Raw genomic sequence first — 16,316 nt, forward strand, 5'->3', positions numbered from 1 at the left:
GAAGAAGTACGTCGGCGGTGCTCATATCGCCTCCGCGGGAAGAAGTACGTCGGCGAGGCTCATGCCAGGACATCCTGTTCGGTGCGGGTGAGCGAGGCGGGCAGACCGAAGGCGGCGGGTCCGCCGAGGGTGTTCATGCTGTTGACGACGAACCGGTCGTCGACGAGGTCGCGGTGCACGGTGGCCGGGTCGAGCCGGTCGACGAAGCTCGCGTCGCCGTCGACGACGGTGCCGCGCATGGCCTCGACGAGTGCCGTGGTGTAGCCGGGGAACGGGTAGGGCGTGTAGCCGATCCGCTCGCCGTGCCACTGCGGGTGCGTGAGGACCGTCGCGTAGTCGCCCTCGGCGCGGGTCAGCGTCTTGGTGATGGCGGGCAGCGGCTGGGGCATGTACTTGTTGCCGCTCAACAGCTTCGCCGCGTCGGGGCGGTTGCTGTTGATCCACTGCTGCGCGCCGGCGACGCCGTCGGTGAGGGCCTGCACCGTTTGTGGGGAGTTGTCGATGAGGTCCTGGCGGACCATGATGACGCAGCAGGCGTTGTCGCGCCAGGCGTCGCCGGTGAACCAGAGGACCTTGCCGACCTTCTTGACCTCGGCGACCGCGTTGAACGGGTCGGCGACGATGTAGCCGGAGATGGTGCCGGTGTCGAGCGCGGGCACCATGTCGGCCGGTGCCATGACGACCAGCTGCACGGTCCCGTCGGACACCGACGGCGCGGTCCGCACCACCGGGGTGAGCCCGGCCGCGCGGAGCTTGCGCTGCAACAGGATGTTGTGGATCGACCACCAGAACGGGATCGCGACGGACGTCCCGGCGAGCTGCCGGACGTCGTTGATCTCGGGCCGGACGGTGAGCGCGGAGCCGTTGGTGTGGTTCCACGCGACCATGCGGACCTGCGCCCCGAGCTGGTAGCGCAGCTGCAGCGCGAACGGCATGAGCAGGTGGACGACGTCGACCTCACCGGCGACGAACGCCTGCGCCAGCGACTCCCAGCCGCGGAACAGCACCGGCCGCGGGATTTCGACACCCGCCTTGGCGTAGCGGTTCTGCCCGTGCGCGACGAGCAGCGGGGCGGCGTCGGTGATCGGGAGGTAGCCGATGCGTGGCGCGGTGCCGGTCTTCGCGGTGGGTCGCGACGCCGTTGCCAGGTCGGCGATGCCTGCCACCCCGCCGACCGCGGCGGCGGCCGCGCCCAGGGCGATACCGCCGCGCAGCACGGCGCGGCGGTTCGGTCCGGCCATCAGGAGGCGGCCGCGGCGCCCAGCTGGGAGCGGTAACCCGCCAGCAGGGTCGCCCGCAGGGGGTGGTCGGCGAGGTCGTCGTGGCCGGTCGGGGTGTCGCTGTGCCAGTGACCGGCGGCGCGGCCGGAGCCGTCGAGCAGCGTCACCTCGGTGGCGAGGTAGAGCGCCTCGTCGACGTCGTGGGTGACCATGACGAGCGTGAGCCCGAGCGCCGTGGCCGCGTCGCGCAGCCACAACTGCAGGCTGCGACGGGTAGCCGGGTCGAGCGCGGAGAACGGCTCGTCGAGCAGCAGGATGTCGGGCCGCACCGCGACGACGCGCGCGATCGAGACGCGTTGCGCCTGCCCGCCCGACAGCGCCGCCGGCAGCGAGTCGGCCTGGGCCCGCAGGCCGAACAGGTCGATCAGCTCCTCGACGTGCGCGGCGTCGAACCGGGCCCTGTTGGCGCGGTAGCGACCGCCGAGCGCGATGTTGTCGCGCACCGTCAGCCAGGGCAGCAGCAGGGGCTGCTGGAACACGGTCCCGACGACGGCGCCCCGGCCGTCGGCCGAGTCGGGCCTGGTCAGCGAGCCGGAGTCGAGCTCCTCGAGCCCGGCGAGCACCCGCAGCAGCGTCGACTTGCCGCTGCCGGAGTGGCCGAGCACGACGAGGCGGCCGTCCCGCTCGACGTCGAGGTCGACGCCGTCGAGGACGGCGTTGTCGCCGTACCGCTTGGTGGCGCCGGTCAGGCGTAGCGCGACAGTTCCCACCGGAGCTGTCCTTCCGTCGGTGACTGGATGGGGAGGAAAGCGGCCTCGCGCAGCCGACGGCTGACGTCGCTGCTCGCGACGTACCCGGCGCCACCACGGGTGGTGGCCTCCAGCCGAGTGGCGTCGGTCGCCGCGGCGGACGCCTCGAGACGGAGCCGCAGCAGGTCGGCGGGGCCGGGCTCGTCGGGAGCGGACGCCCAGGCGTGCAGCCGGCCGCGCACCGACACGACACGCGCGCACACGTCGTCGATGTCGGGTCGGAGCTCGGCGTTGAGCCCGGTGCAGTGCTGCTCGGCGCCGGCGGCGGCGCGAGCGGCCAGTCCGGCGCAGAACGCCGTCTGGGTGAGCAGGAACGCCGGCCGGACGGCCTGCACGAACCCGGTGAGATCCGTGGTCAGGACATCCCCGGGCGGGACGTGCACGCCCTCGAGCGACACCGACGACGACGCCGTGCCGTCGAGCGCGAGCAGCTTCGGCGACGTCCGCACCTGCACGCCGGCGGCCGAGAGCCGGAAGTGCACGATCGCGCGGCCGCCGTCCTCGAACCGCACCGGCGACACCACGACGGCGTCGGGGAACAGGTTCGAGGCCCAGCGGATCGGGCCGTCGAGCCGGACGCCGCCGCCGGGCAGGCGGGTGCCGATCACCGGCACCGGCTCGATCCCGGCGACATCGCGCAGCGCAGGTGCCATCGCCGTGACCCCGACCGTCTCCCCCTGGCGCAGCGAGTCGACGAACGCGTCGTCGACACCGCCGCGGACGAGGTACTCGATCACCATTCCCTGCGCCCACAGGGAGAACGCGGAGCTCATGCACTCGCCCGCGATCGCCTCGATCAGCGCGATCCGGGCGTCGAGCTCGCTCCCGAGGAGCCCACGCGCGCCGAGCCAGCGCAGTCCGTCGCGCAGGTCGCCGCTGCCCTGGTCGACGTCCTTCGCGCAGTCGCGGAACCGGTCGGTCACCTCCGCGGGCACGGGAGGCGCGACCAGGGCAGGCGCGACCTGCGCCGGGGTCATCGCTCGTCCGCGGCGAGCTGGTGGAGCCGGTCGATCGGGGTGTCGACGACCTCGCGCGCCTTGACCACGCCCGCCTCGTCGTCAGCGTCGTAGAAGCACAGGCACTTGGTCATGTCCTCGCGCACGTAGGTCCGCAGGAAGCTGACCTCGGGGACGTTGGCGTACAGGGGCGCCTTCGCCTTCTTGCGCGCCAGGTAGGTGTCCATGTCCAGGCCGTCCGGGAAGTCCCATTCGACGAGGTAGCCCGCGGTCGGCTTGGCCGCCTTGATCTGCGCGAGCTCCGCACCGACGAGACGCACCTCGTCGGGGCCGACCACCTCGGTCGCGCTCGCGAGGTTCGCGGCGGCGAAGGCGTCGCCGAGGCCGTCGGCCGAGGCGGCCTCGACGACGGCGAACACGCGGTCGTGCGCGCCGGTCACCTGGGACTCGATGAACTCGGCCCCGGCGGCGGCCGCCGCCTTGTCGACCTCCTCCAGGACGGCGGAGGCGCCGGCCCGGTCGGCCGCAGCGGGCACGAGCTCGAACAGGTACAGGGACATGGAGATCTCCTTCTCGGATCGGGCATGCGACGGGCAGGCGCGCGGCGGGGCCGGCGGGCAGGGTCCTGCGCGTTCGGACGACGTCGTCGAACGATCGGGTTCGTGCGTGGAATGGCCGGCCCGCGAGGGACGCGACGGCGCCGGAAGGCCCTACCGGGCGGCGGGACGGCTCAGCGCACCCGCGACGGAGCGCCCTGACACGCCGCGGCAACGACCCGGAGCAGGTCGATGTGGCGGCGCTGTACCAGCAGCACGGGGCTCACACGACGGAGGCTAACAGACAGAACGATCGGTCTGCCAGCCGTCGGCGGCCTATGCTGGGCCCGTGCGCGGAACTCCCGGGCGGCCGCTGCCCGCCGAGCGGCTGCTCGAGGCGGCAGCCGCGCTGTTCGACCGTGAGGGGATCAGGGCGGTCGGCGTCGACCGGCTCGTCGCGGAGGCCGACGTGGCCCGCGCGAGCCTGTACCAGAACTTCGGGTCGAAGGACGCCCTCGTCCTGGCCTGGCTGACCAAGCAGGACGAGCTCGACCGCGCCACCTACGACCGGGCACTGCGGGCCGCCGCCCGGTCCGCGGGTGGCCCCGCCGACCCGGCTGCGCGGGTCCGCGCGTTCTTCGACCTCGCCGTGACCTCCACGCGCCGCCGGCACTACCGCGGCTGCCTGTACGTCAACGCGCTCACCGAGTTCCCCGACGACGACCACTCCGTGCACCTGCTGGTCGGCGAGCACCGCCGGTGGATGCGCGAGGAGATCGCCGACGCCGCCGCGATGGCCGGTGCCGCCGACCCCGCCGAGGTCGCCCGCTCGATCCAGCTCCTCTACGACGGTGGGCTCGTCGGCGCCAAGACGGCCCGGTCGGTGGAGCCGATCCGGCTCGCCGAGCGCCTCGCGATCGGCCTGCTGGACGCGGCCGTACCCAGCGGATCGACGGCGTCGGCAACGGTCTGACGCCCCGCGCGGCCACCGGCGCGGCGTCGAGCTCCTGAAGGGCCGAGCAGTGGTCCTGCGCCGGTCGGCCCCACGAGGCAGGCCGCCCGAACGATCTTCGCAACCACATGTCTCGTCCGCGACCGGAACGATCGTCGAGATCGACGGCGGCGTCACGTGCTCGGACTCTGCCCACGCGGTCATCGTTCGGAGGTTTGCGATCGGGGGCGTTGGCTACGCGTTGCCGGATGACCGATTCGTCGGCGGGGCAGAGGGTGGCCGCGGGGCGCACTGTCGTGGTGCACCTGGTGGCGGACGAGGGCATGCCCTCGGTCCTGGCCGAGTGGCTGACCGAGTCGCTGCCATCGGCGTTGGCGGCCCGCGTGCACGGCGGAGTGCGGTGGCAGGTGTGCAGCGCCACCACGGTGCTGCGGATCAACGAGGACGGCGACATCCCGATCGTGGAGATCGCCGAGGCTCACCGCGACGGCCGGCGCAGGGAACTCGTGGTGCTGCTGACCGACCTGCCCCGGCGGGCCGGCACGCATCCGGTCGCCTCCGACTTCAGCACCTCCGGGGACGCGGCGCTGGTGTCGGTGCCCGCGCTGGGGGCGATCCGGTTGCGGCACCGGGCCCGCAGCCTGGTCGCCCACCTCGTCGCGCACCTGCTCGAGAACGACCCCCGGCCGGACCCGGAAACACGCCGGCACAGCGCGCAGGAGCGGATGACCGGGAAACTGGGCGATCTACTCGCGCCGACCGTTCACATCAGCTCGAAGCACGAGGGCGTCGACATGCACCTCGGCCTGGTCGGCGTTCGAGGCCGGCTGCGGCTGCTGGCAGGCATGGTGCGCGACAACCGGCCGTGGCGCCTGGTACCCAATCTGGCCAGCGCCACCGCGGCGGCCGCAGGCACCGCCGCGTACGGGCTGATCACCAGCAGCTTCTGGCACATGGCCGACTTCCTGTCGCCGCCCCGGCTGGCGCTGATCAGCCTGGCCGCGTTGGCCGCGATGACGGCGTGGCTGGTGGCCTACAACCATCTGTGGGACCGCCCGTCCGACGTGGGGGAACGCGAGAAGGCCGTGCTCTACAACCTGTCGACCCTGCTCACCGTGTTGATCGGGGTGGCGATCATGTACGCGTTGCTGTTCGGCGTGACGCTACTCGCGGCGGCCACCTTGATCGACTCGGCCTACTTCGGGCGGGAGTTGCATCACCCGGTGTCGATCGTCGACTACGTCCGCCTGGTCTGGCTGACGTCGTCGGTGGGCATCGTCGCCGGCGCTCTCGGGTCCAGCCTGGAGAGCGAGGACTCGGTACGCCGCGCCACCTACAGCGCGCGGGAGGCCGAGCGGCGGGCCCGGGCCAGGGAGCGGGAGGAACGGCGCGAGAGCTCGCCGCGCTGACGTCGCGTCCTCGGTCCCGTGCGGCCGTCTCGGCCACCCTCGACCCGCCGAGGGCGACGGCACGCTTCGCGGGCAAACCCGGAAGCGGATGGACGGGTTGCTGCGGTGAACGCGCGTGCGTGCCGCCGGGACCACCAGGAAGCGTCCGTGCCCCGCGACGGCCCTGGCGTCGGTCCCGAGCTCCGGCCGACCGATGAGTCCGCAGCCCGGCCGACGTCCTATCCATGTCGCTCCTACGGCACGTCCCGGAGGCCGCCCTGAGGTCCGCGAGGGGTCGGGTCGGGGAAGTCCCGGAAGCCGCGGGGGCGGGGCACGAGCGACGGTGATCGGGTCGCAGACGAGAGGGGTGGGGGTCGTGGTCGTCGTCCTGGTGACGCTCGTCGCGGCGGCGCTGTCGGCGCTGAGCGCCGCGGGCGAGCAGCGCGCCGCGGCCCGGCTGGCGGGGCGACGGCGGTCCCGCCCGCAGGGGCCCGGCGCCGCGATGCGGCCGGCCACGGGTGCGCGTCGGATCCGGCTGGGCCTGGCGTTCGCCACGGCCCTGCTGACGACGCCGCTGTGGCTCGGCAGCTGGCTCGTCGACGCGTCGAGCTTCGTGGCCCAGGCCGCGGCCCTGCACCTGGGCTCGCTCTCGGTGGTGCAGCCCCTGATGGTCACGACCCTGCTGTTCAGCCTGCCGCTCGCCGCGCTGGGGACGGGCCGACGCCCCACGGCGCGGGACTGGCTCGCGGCTGCGGGGATCGGCGTCGGGCTGGGCCTGGTGCTGTCCACGCGCGACGCGGCCGCGGCCGCCGGCTCGGCCCCGGTCGGTGGATCGCTGGTCCCGGTGCTGGCGTCGGTGCTGATCGCCGTCGTCGCCCTCGTGGTGCTGTCCCGGGGCCGGTCGGCGCCGGTGCGGGCCGCGCTGCTGTCGGTGGCCGCGGGCGTCCTCTTCGCCGTCGGCGCCGCACTGACCAAGCTGACCGCGGACACCGCCGTCACCAGCGGTTTCGCCGGGTTGCTGACGGGCTGGCCGGGCTATCTCCTGGCCGCCGTGTCCGTCGCGTCGTTCGCGCTGCAGCAGACCGCGTACACGATGGGCACGCTCGCCACCGCGGTGACGGCGGTCGTGGTCGTCGACCCGCTGGTCAGCTACGTCCTCGGCGTCGCCGCGTTCGGGGAGCCGCTGCCCGCGGCGGGCTTGCCGATGGTGCAGGCCGCGCTGGGGATGGTCGTGCTGGGTGTCTCGGTGGCGGTGCTGGCCCGCTCGCCGCTGCTGCAGCCGGCCGGGTCAGGTCGACCAGAACCGGTCGCTCCCGGCGGGCAGGGCGGGCGAGTCGGCGCGGGCGAACGCGTCGAGGAACCGCCGTACGACATCGACGTGATCGTTCCCGCGGCCCACGCACGCTACCCCGGTCGACAGCCGGCTCCGTGCGCGTGACGGCGAGCGCCTCCAAGTTCCACGGTCACGAGGGCGTCGCGTCGTGGGACCGGACCGACAACATCGGCAGGAACACCTGGTTCGAGGCGACCGGCACCCGCCGGGACGGCAGCAGCTACGTCGTGACGCTCGTCGTCACCGGCGACGGTTTCACCGGCACCAGCGACATCGTGTTCGACGTCGACGGGGACCGCATCCGCTCGATGGTGATCAGCCCCTGACGGCCGGGACGAACCGGCGGACCTTGCCGGTCTGCGCGTCGCGGGTCAGCCCGCCGACGACGCGCACGTCCGCCGTGCAGGCCGGTCCCGGCGAGGGCGGCCGCGAGGCGATCGGCGAGGCGGTCGCGGTCGAGGGTCGTCCCCGCGGCGAGCACGGCGTCGACGGTGATGCCGTGGTCGCGCTGGCACACCTGGTACTCGACGATCTCGGGCCGGCGCAGCAGCACCCCGCGGATCACCCCGGGCGGCACCTCGGTGTCGCCGAACCGGAACGTCGGGTCGATCCGGCCCCGCACCCGGACGCGCTGGTGGCCGTGCGCCGGGTCGGGCTCGACGGCCACGAAGGAGTCGGTCAGCTCGTAGCGGACCAACGGCTGCAGGTGGTTGACGAGGTTGGTGACCAGCACCCGCGTCGACGGGGTGCCCGGCGGGACCGGGCGCAGGTCGTCGTCGACGAGCTCGACGACGCACTGGTCGGAGTTGAGGACGATGACGTCGTCGTCGGGCGGGGAGGTGCCGACGAGGCCCTCGGTGGACCCGAAGGTGTCGACGACCGGTGCCTCGAAGCCGGCGGAGATCGCGGCCCGCAGCTGGGGGGTGAGCGTCTCGCTCGTCGAGGTCACGATCATGGGGGAGAGCCGCAGCCGGCCGGCCCGGCGCTCGGCGGCGAGGCGGGCGAGCACGGACGGGTAGCCGTACAGCCCGGGCGCCCCGATCTCCTCCAGCCGGGCGACGATCTCGCCGAACGGCAGCGACACCGGCACCGGGACGACCCGCAGCGGGAACGCGCCGTTCGCGGTGAAGGGCGCCGCGCAACCGGTGGCGTGCACGGCGGTCCCGGCCGCGACCATCGCCATCGGCAGGCCGCCCGGCGGGATCGCGTCCCTCGCCCGCAGGCGGGCGATGGCGGCGCGGGTCAGCCCGCCGAAGAACGCGCTCAGCGCCGCCATGTCGAACAGGAAGACGCCGCGCAGCCCAGAGCTGCCGCCGGACGCCATCGCGATGTAGGCGTCGAACAGCGGAACCGGCTCCGTCCGGGTGGCCGCGATCGCCTCCTCGACGCTGCGCCGGGTCAGCCGGCGGTCGGTCACGACGTCGTCGTAGGCGGCCATCAGCTCCGCCTTGGTCATGACGGGAAGCCGGGTGAGGTCCCCCGGCTCGACGGCGTCGAGGTCGATCCCGGCGAGACGACGGGCGTGGAACGGCGAGTGCTCGACGGCGTGGCCGAGCAGCGCGCGCAGCCGGGCCCGCCGGACCTCCGCGATCCGCTCGGCCGACCAACCGAGCGCCTCGATCTGGGCCGGCAGGTCGGTGCGCTGCCGGTCCTGCAGGCGCTCGCACAACGCGGCGAAGCCGGTCCGCGTGGAGATCGCGTCCATCGTGCACTCCCTTGTCGCGGCGGAGGCCCGACCGGTCAGGGTGACGGCACCCCGAGGAGCCGGCGGGCGAGGTCTTCGAGGGGCTCCTGCGGCAGCGCGGCCGGGTCGGCGGCGCGTTCCAGGGTGAGCCCCGACGTGACGGCGAACATGAACTCGGCGAGCAGCCGCGGCGCGGCAGGCGGCTGCGCATCCGCCTTGGCGTAGGCGGCGACGACGCAGTCCGCGAGCGCGTCGACCGTGCGCCGGTGCGCCGCGGCGTACCGGGCGTTCAGCTCGGGATCGCGCGCGGCGAGCACCCGGAACTCGATCAGCAGCCGGGCCCAGTCCGCGTCGTCGGCGAGCCGGCGGTCCTGGACGTGCAGCAACGCCACCAGCGCCTCCCACCCGGTGCCTGCCTCGACGAGGCGGGCGTTCTGTGCGGCGCGCTCGGCGATCCGTTCGTCGAGGAGGGTGAGCAGGAGATCGGCCTTGCCGTCGAACTGCGAGTAGACGACGCCCTTGGAGAAGCCCGCCTCGTCGGCGATCGCCTCCACGGTCGCCCCGGCGTAGCCGCGGGCGAGGAACACCCGGCGAGCCGCGTCGAGCACCAGTTCCCGGTTGCGGCCGGCCTGCTCCGCCCTGGTCAGCCTCGTCGTCACGCCGTTATTGAAGTACCGCTGGTATGTCAATGTCAAGGGTATTCGAATACCAACGGTATTTAGTCGTCCGCGGCGCGAGCACCCCTGAACGGGGGGCGGAACGGGGGATGTCGCGAGCGGGGATGTCTCTTATAGTGTGTCGGCGTCTACTTTGATGAAGTAGTGACCGACGCCCCGAGGAGGAACCGCCCGATGACGACACCGCTGGCACTGCCTGACGAGGTCCAGGTGGTCAACATCGGCCTGCCGATGTTCGCCGACGCGGTGCGTGCGCAGGGTCGGCCGGTCCAGCACGTCGACTGGCGCATCCCCGCCGACGGCGACCTGGCGGCCGTCCGCGCGCTGTGCAACCTCTACGGCGACGCCGGCGCCGCGATCGACGAGGCCAACGCCGAGGTCGTCCGCCGCCTCAACGAGGGTGTGCCGCAGCTCGTCGAGGTCTCGACGTTCGGCGCGGCCGTGCCCGGCGTCGAGGGCCGGATGATCCTGCACTCCGGCCCGGTGCTCCCCTACGCCGAGCACGCCGACCCGCTGCAGCGCTCGATGCGCGCGGCCGTGGTCGCCGAGGGCTGGGCCGCCGACGTCGCGGAGGCCGAGAAGCTCCTGCAGAGCGGTGCGATCACCCTCGACGCGGCGAACCACCACGACGCAGTCGTGCCGATGGCCAGCGCGGTGGGGCCGTCGCAGCCGGCGCTGGTGGTCGACAACCGCGAGGGCGGGACGCGCGCCTTCTCCTCCCTCAACCAGGGCCCCGGCGAGGTGGCCTGGTTCGGCCGCGACACCGACGCCGCGATCGCCCGGCTGCGGTTCCTCGCCGACACCGCGGGCCCGGCGATCGCACAGATCCTGGCCGAGGCGGGGCAGCTCGACATCCTGGCGATCGCCGCGCAGGGCATCACCATGGGCGACGACCTGCACATGCGCACCCAGGCCGCGACCAACCTGCTCACCCGCACCTGGCTGGCCCCGATCGCCGCGCTGCCCGACGCCGCTCGCGTCCCGTTCGCGCAGTACCTGGCCGGCAACCACCTGTTCTTCCTGAACTTCGCGATGGCGGCCGCCAAGTCGCTGCAGCTGTGGGCGCACCAGGTCGCAGGCTCGTCGATCGTCACGCACATGGCCCGCAACGGCACCACGTTCGGCGTCAAGGTCGCGGGCGACGACAGCTGGTACATCACCGAGGCCCCGCCCGTCGGCGACGCGATGTACTACTCGGGCTACGGGCCCGAGACCAGCGCGAAGGACATCGGTGACAGCGCGGTCCTGGAGCTGACCGGGATGGGCGGCCCGGCCGCCGGCAACTCCGCCGCGGTCGCGGCGTTCCTCGGTGGCGCGATGTCCGACGCCGCCGCGGCGACCGAGTCGTTCCAGGCCATCTGCGCCGGGGCCAGCACCCGCTTCACCCTGCCGGCGATGGGCTTCATCGGCACGCCGCTCGCCGTCGACGTCCGCAAGGTCGTCGAGACGGGCATCACGCCGAAGGTGACCACCGGCATCCTGCACATCGACGCGGGGATCGGCCAGGTCGGCGCAGGCGTCGCCACCGCACCGATCGCCTGCTTCTCCGACGCGCTCAAGGCGCTCGCAGCTCGGGTGGCCTGACCATCCACCCCTCCCGGCCCGGCCGTCCGCCGGCCCGGCCACGGCAACGGCGGTCCCCTGCACCGGGGGCCGCCGTTGTCGCATCTCGGGGCCGTCTCGGGCTCGAATCTCGGGTCGTGACAGGGGCACATGACCATGGAACGTCCACTATGATGAATGACGTCTCCCATCGTGATCGGCACGGTCGCGCCGCCCGATGGGACCGCCGGCCCGCCCACCCCGGAGAGACCGCAGCATGAGCACCGCCCTGGACCCCGACGAGTACCTCGACGGCTCCGGCAACCGCATCAGTCCCGGCCTGCGCACCGAGGCACTCGAACAACTCCTCACCGAACGCGGCCTCGCCCGCCCCGCCGTGACGGACGAGAGCCGGATGCGCGCGGGCGCCGCCCTGCTCGACCTCGACACCGACCCGGCCTCGGCGCCCCCGCGGGCCGACGGCGAGCTCGTCTTCGCCGAACCGTGGGAGTCCCGCGCCTTCGGCATGGCCGTCTCGCTGCACGACGCCGGCCTGTTCGCGTGGCCCCAGTTCCAGGCTGCCCTCGTCGCCCGCATCGCCGCGTGGGAGAACCAGCACCCCGAGGGCGAGCGCTCCTCCTTCTACACCCCGTGGCTCGGCGCCCTCGAGGACGTCCTCGCCGGCGACGGCACCGTCTTCACCGACGAGGTCGTCCAGCGCGCGGCGGAGCTGGCGCTGCGGCCCGCCGGGCACGACCACGCGGCCCGCGTCAGAGGTACGGCCGCGTGATCAGCTCGAGGTAGTGGCCCGCGGGGTCGCGGAAGTAGACCCCGCGGCCGCCGTGCTCGGTGTTGGTCTCGCCCGGGCGTCGCATCTGCGGGTCGGCCCAGTGCTCGATCCCGCGCTCGCGCAGCCGGGCGTAGGCCCGGTCGAACAGCGCGTCGTCGACGAGGAACGCGTAGTGCTGGTTCTGGATCTCCGGGTACGCCTCGACCGGCAGGTCGGCGAACTGGAGCAGGACCCCGCCGTCGAGCTGGAGGTTGGTGAACGCCCCCCAGGACGGCGCGGCGGAGGCCTCCAGGATCTCGGCGAAGAAGCGGGCCGACCCGGCGCGGTCACGGGCGGCGATGATCGTGTGGTTGAACGTGGCGGGCATCGGGTGTGTCCTCTCGGTCGGTGAACGCCGGGAGGTGCGCCCGCGCCGGCTGCACGCACGGAGGACCTGGACTGCGCCGCTGGGCCTGCGGGGTGCACGACGCGGCAGCCGCGTCGGCCGGTACAGCCGCTCCTTCCCGGTAGGCCCATCTGGGGCGCACGGCCACCGTACCGGATCTCCGCGTCCGAGCGGCCGGACGACGACGGCCGCACCCTCACCGGGATGCGGCCGTCGGCGCGGAGCGGACGTCAGGACGTCGCGGCGTCGCGGATCTCGTCGTAGATCTCGCGGTGCCTGCGCGCGCTGGCCTCCCAGCTGAACCGCGGCAGGATCGCCTCGCCGCCCGCGCGCAGCCGGTCGCGCAGCGCCGCGTCGCGGACCATGGTGCGCATCGCCTGCGCGAGCCCGTCGGAGTCCTCGACGGGCGGCAGCAGCGCCGAGACCCCGTCCTCGAGGTACTCGTGGAACACGTCGAGGTCGCTGGCGATGACGGGCAGGCCCGCGGCCATCGCCTCGAAGACGACGAGCCCCCAGCCCTCCTTCACCGACGGGAAGCACAGCGCGTCGGCCGCGTGGTACCAGCCCGCGAGGTCGGCCTCGCTGACGGTGCCCAGCAGGTGGACGTCGTGCCCGAGCTCCAGGCCCAGCTCCGGGAGCTCGGCGAGCGCCGCGTCCCGGTAGGGGGTGTAGTCCTGGAACGAGTGGCCGCCGACGACGGCCAGCGTGGCGTCGACGCCGTCGCGTTTGAGCTGCGCGAGCGCGCGGAAGGCGTGGACCGTGCCCTTCCGGGGCTCCACACCACCGACGGCGAGGAAGACGAATCGCCCGTCGCCCGCGCCGATCCGCGCGCGCAGCTCCTCGATCGTGCCGTCCGCGGGCTTGGCGAACCTGCCGAGGTCGACCCCGTTGGGCACGATGTCGGCATCACGGCCGTAGTCGTCGCGCATGATGCGCCGCCACTGCTCGCTGACGACGAGGATTCGGTCGGGCTCCACGATCGCCTGGCGGGAGCAGTTGATCAGCGCGGGCGTCGTGAAGTCGTCGACGTGGTGCACGGTCCGCACGACGGTGATCGGGGCGCCCGCGTCGCGCACCCGGGCGGCGGCCCGGGCGGCGATGCAGTCCTGCGCGTGCAGGATGTCGTAGTCACCGGCGAGCTCGGCGAGCGCGGCCGCCAACGTGTCGATCGACGCGAACACCTTGTCGTCCAACGTGTCGCCCACCTTCGTGGGTGCCTGCAGGACGGTGTTCGGGACGTCGGTGCGGCGGAAGAGCCCCACCGCCGGGTCGCCGAGGGTGAGCAGGTGCACCGGCACGCCCTGCCGGTGCAGCTCCTCGGCCAGGCTGAGGGTGTGGACCAGCCCGCCCCGCGGCTTGGTGGAGTGCGAGACGAGCGCCAGCCCGCGCCGCACGCGGTCGCCGGTACCGGTCACAGCGACATCGCCGCGATCTCGGGCTTGCGGCTCGCGATCGCCGCGGCGGCCAGGGCCGCACGCTGCGCGGTCTGGGTGACGAGCACGCCCGCGTCCTCGAACGCCTTCTTCTGCGCCTGGTAGCCCTGCGGGTCCTGCTCGGTGCCCAGGACGTAGACGATGACCTGCGGGCCGCCGGCGTCGCGGATCTCGGTGAAGACCGGCACGAGCTCGCTCGCCGGGTTCTCGTGGGCGCCGTAGCCGAGCACGACGTCCATCAGGATCGCGGCGACCTTCGGGTCGGCCGCCTGCTCGCGCAGCAGCTCGATCCGGGCCTCCGGGTCGATCATCGGGTGCGGGCGACCCTTGGTGTACTCCTCCTCGCCCAGGTCGAGCGAGGTGTGGGCACCCTCGGGCGCGGGCAGGCCGAGCGACTTGTCGAGCGGGGTGTTGGAGTACACGTCGCCCAGCGTCTCACCCAGCACGACGAGCGACTCGTAGCAGAGGGTGCCCCCGGAGTAGAGGCCGCGGACCAGGGTGCGCTCCGCGGGCAGGGTCTCGGCGATCTCGCGGACCCGCTCGACGAGGCCCTCGGCGACGTCGGGCGGGGTCTGCCCGGCGAGCTTCGCCGCGGCGATCGCGCCGGCCTCCAGCGTGCGGGTGACGACGACGCCCTCGGGCGCCTCGAACCCCTTGTCGATGCCGATCAGCGCGGCGACGACCTTCTTGCCCTCGGCGGCCGCGAGGACCTCCTGCGCGACCTGCGGGTTCGGCGGCTTCGACACCAGGAAGACGATCTCCGTGGCATCGTCGGCGACGAGGCGGGCCATTGCCTGCTTGGCGGTGAGGCCGCCGATCTTGGCGGTGAGGTCGCGGCCACCGAGGCCGATGACGTGCGAGATGCCCGCGCCCCACCGGTCGACCAGGCTCGCGGCCTCCTGGGCCCCGGTCCCCGCCGCGGCGACGACGGCGACGTTGCCCTTCTTGACGACGTTCGCGAACGCCAGGCAGGTGCGGCCCAGCATCGCGGTCCCGGCGCCCGGCCCCATGATGAGCCGGCCGATGCGGTTGCCGCGCTCCTTGAGCGCGACCTCGTCCTCGACGGAGACGTTGTCGCTGAACAGCAGCACGTCGAGGCCTGCGGACAGCGCCTTGTGCGCCTCCAGGGCGGCGTAGTCGCCGGGGACGGAGATGACGGCGACGTTGGTGTCGGGCTGACGCGCGACGGCCTGGGCCAGGGTGCGGGCCGGCTTCTCGGCGGCCTCGCCGGAGGCGTTGGTGCGCGGCGCGAACATCGCGGCCTCGCCGGCCTCGCGGGCCGACTCGGCGAGCTCGTCGGACTCGGCGTTCACCGCGACGAACAGGTCGTTCGCGCCGGCGTGCCCGATCTCGGAGGTGTCGAAGCCCTCGCCGGCGAGCGTCTCGAGGTTGGCGGGGGTGGCCATCGCGGCCGAGGCCCAGACGACGCCGTCGAGGCTGCGCATCGCTCGGGTGCCGGACAGCTGCACCACCGAGTCCACGTAGGTGTCGGTGTACAGCGTGATGCGATGGATGCTCACGGAGCGGCTCCCAGATGCTGGTCGGCGGCAACGATTCGGGTTCCCGGTTCGGCGCCGTCGCCGCCCCCGGGGTTCAACGACGCGACGGCGCGCTCGGCGTTCGTGACGACAGCCGTGACACCGCCCTCGCGGACGAACTGGATGGCGGCCCGCATCTTCGGGCCCATGCTTCCCTCGGGGAACTGGCCCTCGTCGGCATGCGTCTGCGCCTCGTCGACGGTGATCTCACCGATCGAGCGGGCGGACTCCTTGCCGAAGTCCAGCATCACCGCGGGGACGTCGGTGATCAGTACGAGCGCGTCGGCGCCCAGCGTGGTGGCCAGCCGCTGCGCCGCGGCGTCCTTGTCGATGACGGCGTCGACGCCGCGCAGCGTGCCGCCCTCGTCGACGACGGGGATCCCGCCGCCACCCGCGGCGACGACGATGAGCCCCGCGTCGACCAGGTTGCGGATCGCGTCGAGCTCGACGATCTCCACGGGCTTGGGCGAGGGGACGAGGCGGCGGTACCCGCGCCCGGCGTCCTCCCCGACGACCCAGCCCTGCTCGGAGACCAGGCGGGCCGCCTCCTGGACGGTGTAGAACGGGCCGATCGGCTTGGTGGGCAACCCGAACGCCGGGTCGTCTGCACGGACGACGACGTGCGTCACGACGGTCACGACGCCCGGCAGGTCGACCCCGCCGGTCTCGCGCACGGCGAGGGCGAGCAGCGAGCCCAGCTGGCCCTCGGTCATCGCGCCGAGGACGTGCAGCGGCAGCTCGGGCACCTGTCCGGCGCCGGCGCGCTGCTGGATCGCGAGGTTGCCGACCTGGGGCCCGTTCCCGTGGACGAGTACGACGTTCCAGCCGGACTCACGCAGGCCGCGGACCGCGACGGCCATCGCCCGCGCGTTCTCCATCTGCTCTGCCTGGGTGCCCGCCTGCCCACTGCGCGTGATGGCGTTGCCGCCGAGCGCGACGACTGCGGTCTTGGACATCGAGACGTCCGTCTTTCCCGTCGGGGTCCCGTGACCGGGGCCGGGTCTTCATCATCGGAGGTGTGCGCACACTATAGTAGACGGCCGCTCGTCACGTCACGTCCTGCGACCCCGATA

The 16,316-nt window shown here is 73.3% G+C and carries 15 protein-coding genes; 5 read left to right on the forward strand and 10 right to left on the reverse strand.

All coding sequences use genetic code 11. From position 1 onward, the window contains the following. Positions 1-59: 59 nt before the first annotated feature. Genes PSED_RS31435 through PSED_RS31450 form a run of 4 tightly spaced genes read right to left on the reverse strand, consistent with a single transcriptional unit; the run spans position 60 to position 3,545 of the window. Positions 60-1,241 carry an ABC transporter substrate-binding protein gene (locus PSED_RS31435; protein ID WP_013678254.1) on the reverse strand — a complete coding sequence of 394 codons (1,182 nt, stop codon included), beginning with the start codon at positions 1,239-1,241 and terminating at the stop codon, positions 60-62. Further along, positions 1,241-1,990: an ABC transporter ATP-binding protein gene (locus tag PSED_RS31440; RefSeq protein ID WP_013678255.1), complete on the reverse strand. Its 750-nt coding sequence runs from the start codon at positions 1,988-1,990 to the stop codon at positions 1,241-1,243. Before PSED_RS31440 ends, PSED_RS31435 begins: the two co-directional genes overlap by 1 nt. Continuing rightward, complete coding sequence (locus tag PSED_RS31445) at positions 1,966-3,006, reverse strand: acyl-CoA dehydrogenase family protein (protein WP_013678256.1); 1,041 nt, start codon at positions 3,004-3,006, stop codon at positions 1,966-1,968. The genes PSED_RS31440 and PSED_RS31445 overlap by 25 nt, the downstream gene beginning before the upstream one ends. Further along, complete coding sequence (locus PSED_RS31450) at positions 3,003-3,545, reverse strand: DUF4242 domain-containing protein (protein ID WP_013678257.1); 543 nt, start codon at positions 3,543-3,545, stop codon at positions 3,003-3,005. The genes PSED_RS31445 and PSED_RS31450 overlap by 4 nt, the downstream gene beginning before the upstream one ends. Before the next feature lie 325 nt (positions 3,546-3,870). Between PSED_RS31450 and PSED_RS31455 the strand changes: the two genes are divergently transcribed. The 3 genes from PSED_RS31455 to PSED_RS31465 all read left to right on the forward strand — a co-directional run bounded on the left by PSED_RS31455 (position 3,871) and on the right by PSED_RS31465 (position 7,299). Beyond that, positions 3,871-4,494: a TetR/AcrR family transcriptional regulator gene (locus PSED_RS31455; RefSeq protein ID WP_013678258.1), complete on the forward strand. Its 624-nt coding sequence runs from the start codon at positions 3,871-3,873 to the stop codon at positions 4,492-4,494. A 227-nt stretch (positions 4,495-4,721) separates the two neighbouring features. Continuing rightward, the gene (locus tag PSED_RS31460; protein WP_049803548.1) at positions 4,722-5,882 is read left to right on the forward strand and encodes a hypothetical protein; all 1,161 of its coding nucleotides are present in this window, start codon (positions 4,722-4,724) and stop codon (positions 5,880-5,882) included. A 346-nt stretch (positions 5,883-6,228) separates the two neighbouring features. Then, positions 6,229-7,299, forward strand: coding sequence for a DMT family transporter (locus tag PSED_RS31465; RefSeq protein WP_049803549.1), 1,071 nt, complete (start codon positions 6,229-6,231; stop codon positions 7,297-7,299). A gap of 115 nt (positions 7,300-7,414) precedes the next feature. On the opposite strand, the gene PSED_RS31470 is transcribed toward PSED_RS31465, so the two are convergent. Both PSED_RS31470 and PSED_RS31475 read right to left on the reverse strand, forming a co-directional pair. Beyond that, positions 7,415-8,899, reverse strand: coding sequence for a phenylacetate--CoA ligase family protein (locus PSED_RS31470; protein WP_013678261.1), 1,485 nt, complete (start codon positions 8,897-8,899; stop codon positions 7,415-7,417). A gap of 35 nt (positions 8,900-8,934) precedes the next feature. Continuing rightward, positions 8,935-9,537 (reverse strand): TetR/AcrR family transcriptional regulator, encoded by a 603-nt coding sequence (locus tag PSED_RS31475; RefSeq protein ID WP_049803550.1) that lies wholly within the window; start codon positions 9,535-9,537, stop codon positions 8,935-8,937. Positions 9,538-9,729: 192 nt separating this feature from the next. Between PSED_RS31475 and PSED_RS31480 the strand changes: the two genes are divergently transcribed. After that, positions 9,730-11,139 carry a YlbE family protein gene (locus tag PSED_RS31480; RefSeq protein WP_013678263.1) on the forward strand — a complete coding sequence of 470 codons (1,410 nt, stop codon included), beginning with the start codon at positions 9,730-9,732 and terminating at the stop codon, positions 11,137-11,139. Positions 11,140-11,374: 235 nt separating this feature from the next. Then, the gene (locus PSED_RS31485; RefSeq protein WP_013678264.1) at positions 11,375-11,887 is read left to right on the forward strand and encodes a nitrile hydratase accessory protein; all 513 of its coding nucleotides are present in this window, start codon (positions 11,375-11,377) and stop codon (positions 11,885-11,887) included. On the opposite strand, the gene PSED_RS31490 is transcribed toward PSED_RS31485, so the two are convergent. The 4 genes from PSED_RS31490 to PSED_RS31505 all read right to left on the reverse strand — a co-directional run bounded on the left by PSED_RS31490 (position 11,868) and on the right by PSED_RS31505 (position 16,199). After that, positions 11,868-12,254: a VOC family protein gene (locus PSED_RS31490; RefSeq protein ID WP_013678265.1), complete on the reverse strand. Its 387-nt coding sequence runs from the start codon at positions 12,252-12,254 to the stop codon at positions 11,868-11,870. The genes PSED_RS31485 and PSED_RS31490 overlap by 20 nt on opposite strands. Before the next feature lie 248 nt (positions 12,255-12,502). Further along, a complete protein-coding gene (locus tag PSED_RS31495; RefSeq protein ID WP_013678266.1) occupies positions 12,503-13,687 on the reverse strand; it encodes an MSMEG_0565 family glycosyltransferase in 1,185 nt (394 codons plus the stop codon). Then, positions 13,684-15,225 (reverse strand): AllF/FdrA family protein, encoded by a 1,542-nt coding sequence (locus PSED_RS31500; RefSeq protein WP_013678267.1) that lies wholly within the window; start codon positions 15,223-15,225, stop codon positions 13,684-13,686. Before PSED_RS31500 ends, PSED_RS31495 begins: the two co-directional genes overlap by 4 nt. Continuing rightward, positions 15,222-16,199: a carbamate kinase gene (locus PSED_RS31505; RefSeq protein WP_013678268.1), complete on the reverse strand. Its 978-nt coding sequence runs from the start codon at positions 16,197-16,199 to the stop codon at positions 15,222-15,224. The genes PSED_RS31500 and PSED_RS31505 overlap by 4 nt, the downstream gene beginning before the upstream one ends. Between the last annotated feature and the right edge of the window lie 117 nt (positions 16,200-16,316).

Origin of the sequence: Pseudonocardia benzenivorans CB1190 (genome assembly GCF_000196675.2) — a bacterium.
GTDB lineage: Bacteria > Actinomycetota > Actinomycetes > Mycobacteriales > Pseudonocardiaceae > Pseudonocardia > Pseudonocardia benzenivorans.

Bases quoted from the DNA above. Each gene is read 5' to 3' on its own strand.
- PSED_RS31485 (WP_013678264.1), top strand. From the start codon at position 11,375: ATGAGCACCGCCCTGGACCCCGACGAGTACCTCGACGGCTCCGGCAAC.
- PSED_RS31460 (WP_049803548.1), top strand. From the start codon at position 4,722: ATGACCGATTCGTCGGCGGGGCAGAGGGTGGCCGCGGGGCGCACTGTC.
- PSED_RS31490 (WP_013678265.1), bottom strand. From the start codon at position 12,254: ATGCCCGCCACGTTCAACCACACGATCATCGCCGCCCGTGACCGCGCC.
- PSED_RS31445 (WP_013678256.1), bottom strand. From the start codon at position 3,006: ATGACCCCGGCGCAGGTCGCGCCTGCCCTGGTCGCGCCTCCCGTGCCC.
- PSED_RS31435 (WP_013678254.1), bottom strand. From the start codon at position 1,241: ATGGCCGGACCGAACCGCCGCGCCGTGCTGCGCGGCGGTATCGCCCTG.
- PSED_RS31470 (WP_013678261.1), bottom strand. From the start codon at position 8,899: ATGGACGCGATCTCCACGCGGACCGGCTTCGCCGCGTTGTGCGAGCGC.
- PSED_RS31505 (WP_013678268.1), bottom strand. From the start codon at position 16,199: ATGTCCAAGACCGCAGTCGTCGCGCTCGGCGGCAACGCCATCACGCGC.
- PSED_RS31480 (WP_013678263.1), top strand. From the start codon at position 9,730: ATGACGACACCGCTGGCACTGCCTGACGAGGTCCAGGTGGTCAACATC.
- PSED_RS31450 (WP_013678257.1), bottom strand. From the start codon at position 3,545: ATGTCCCTGTACCTGTTCGAGCTCGTGCCCGCTGCGGCCGACCGGGCC.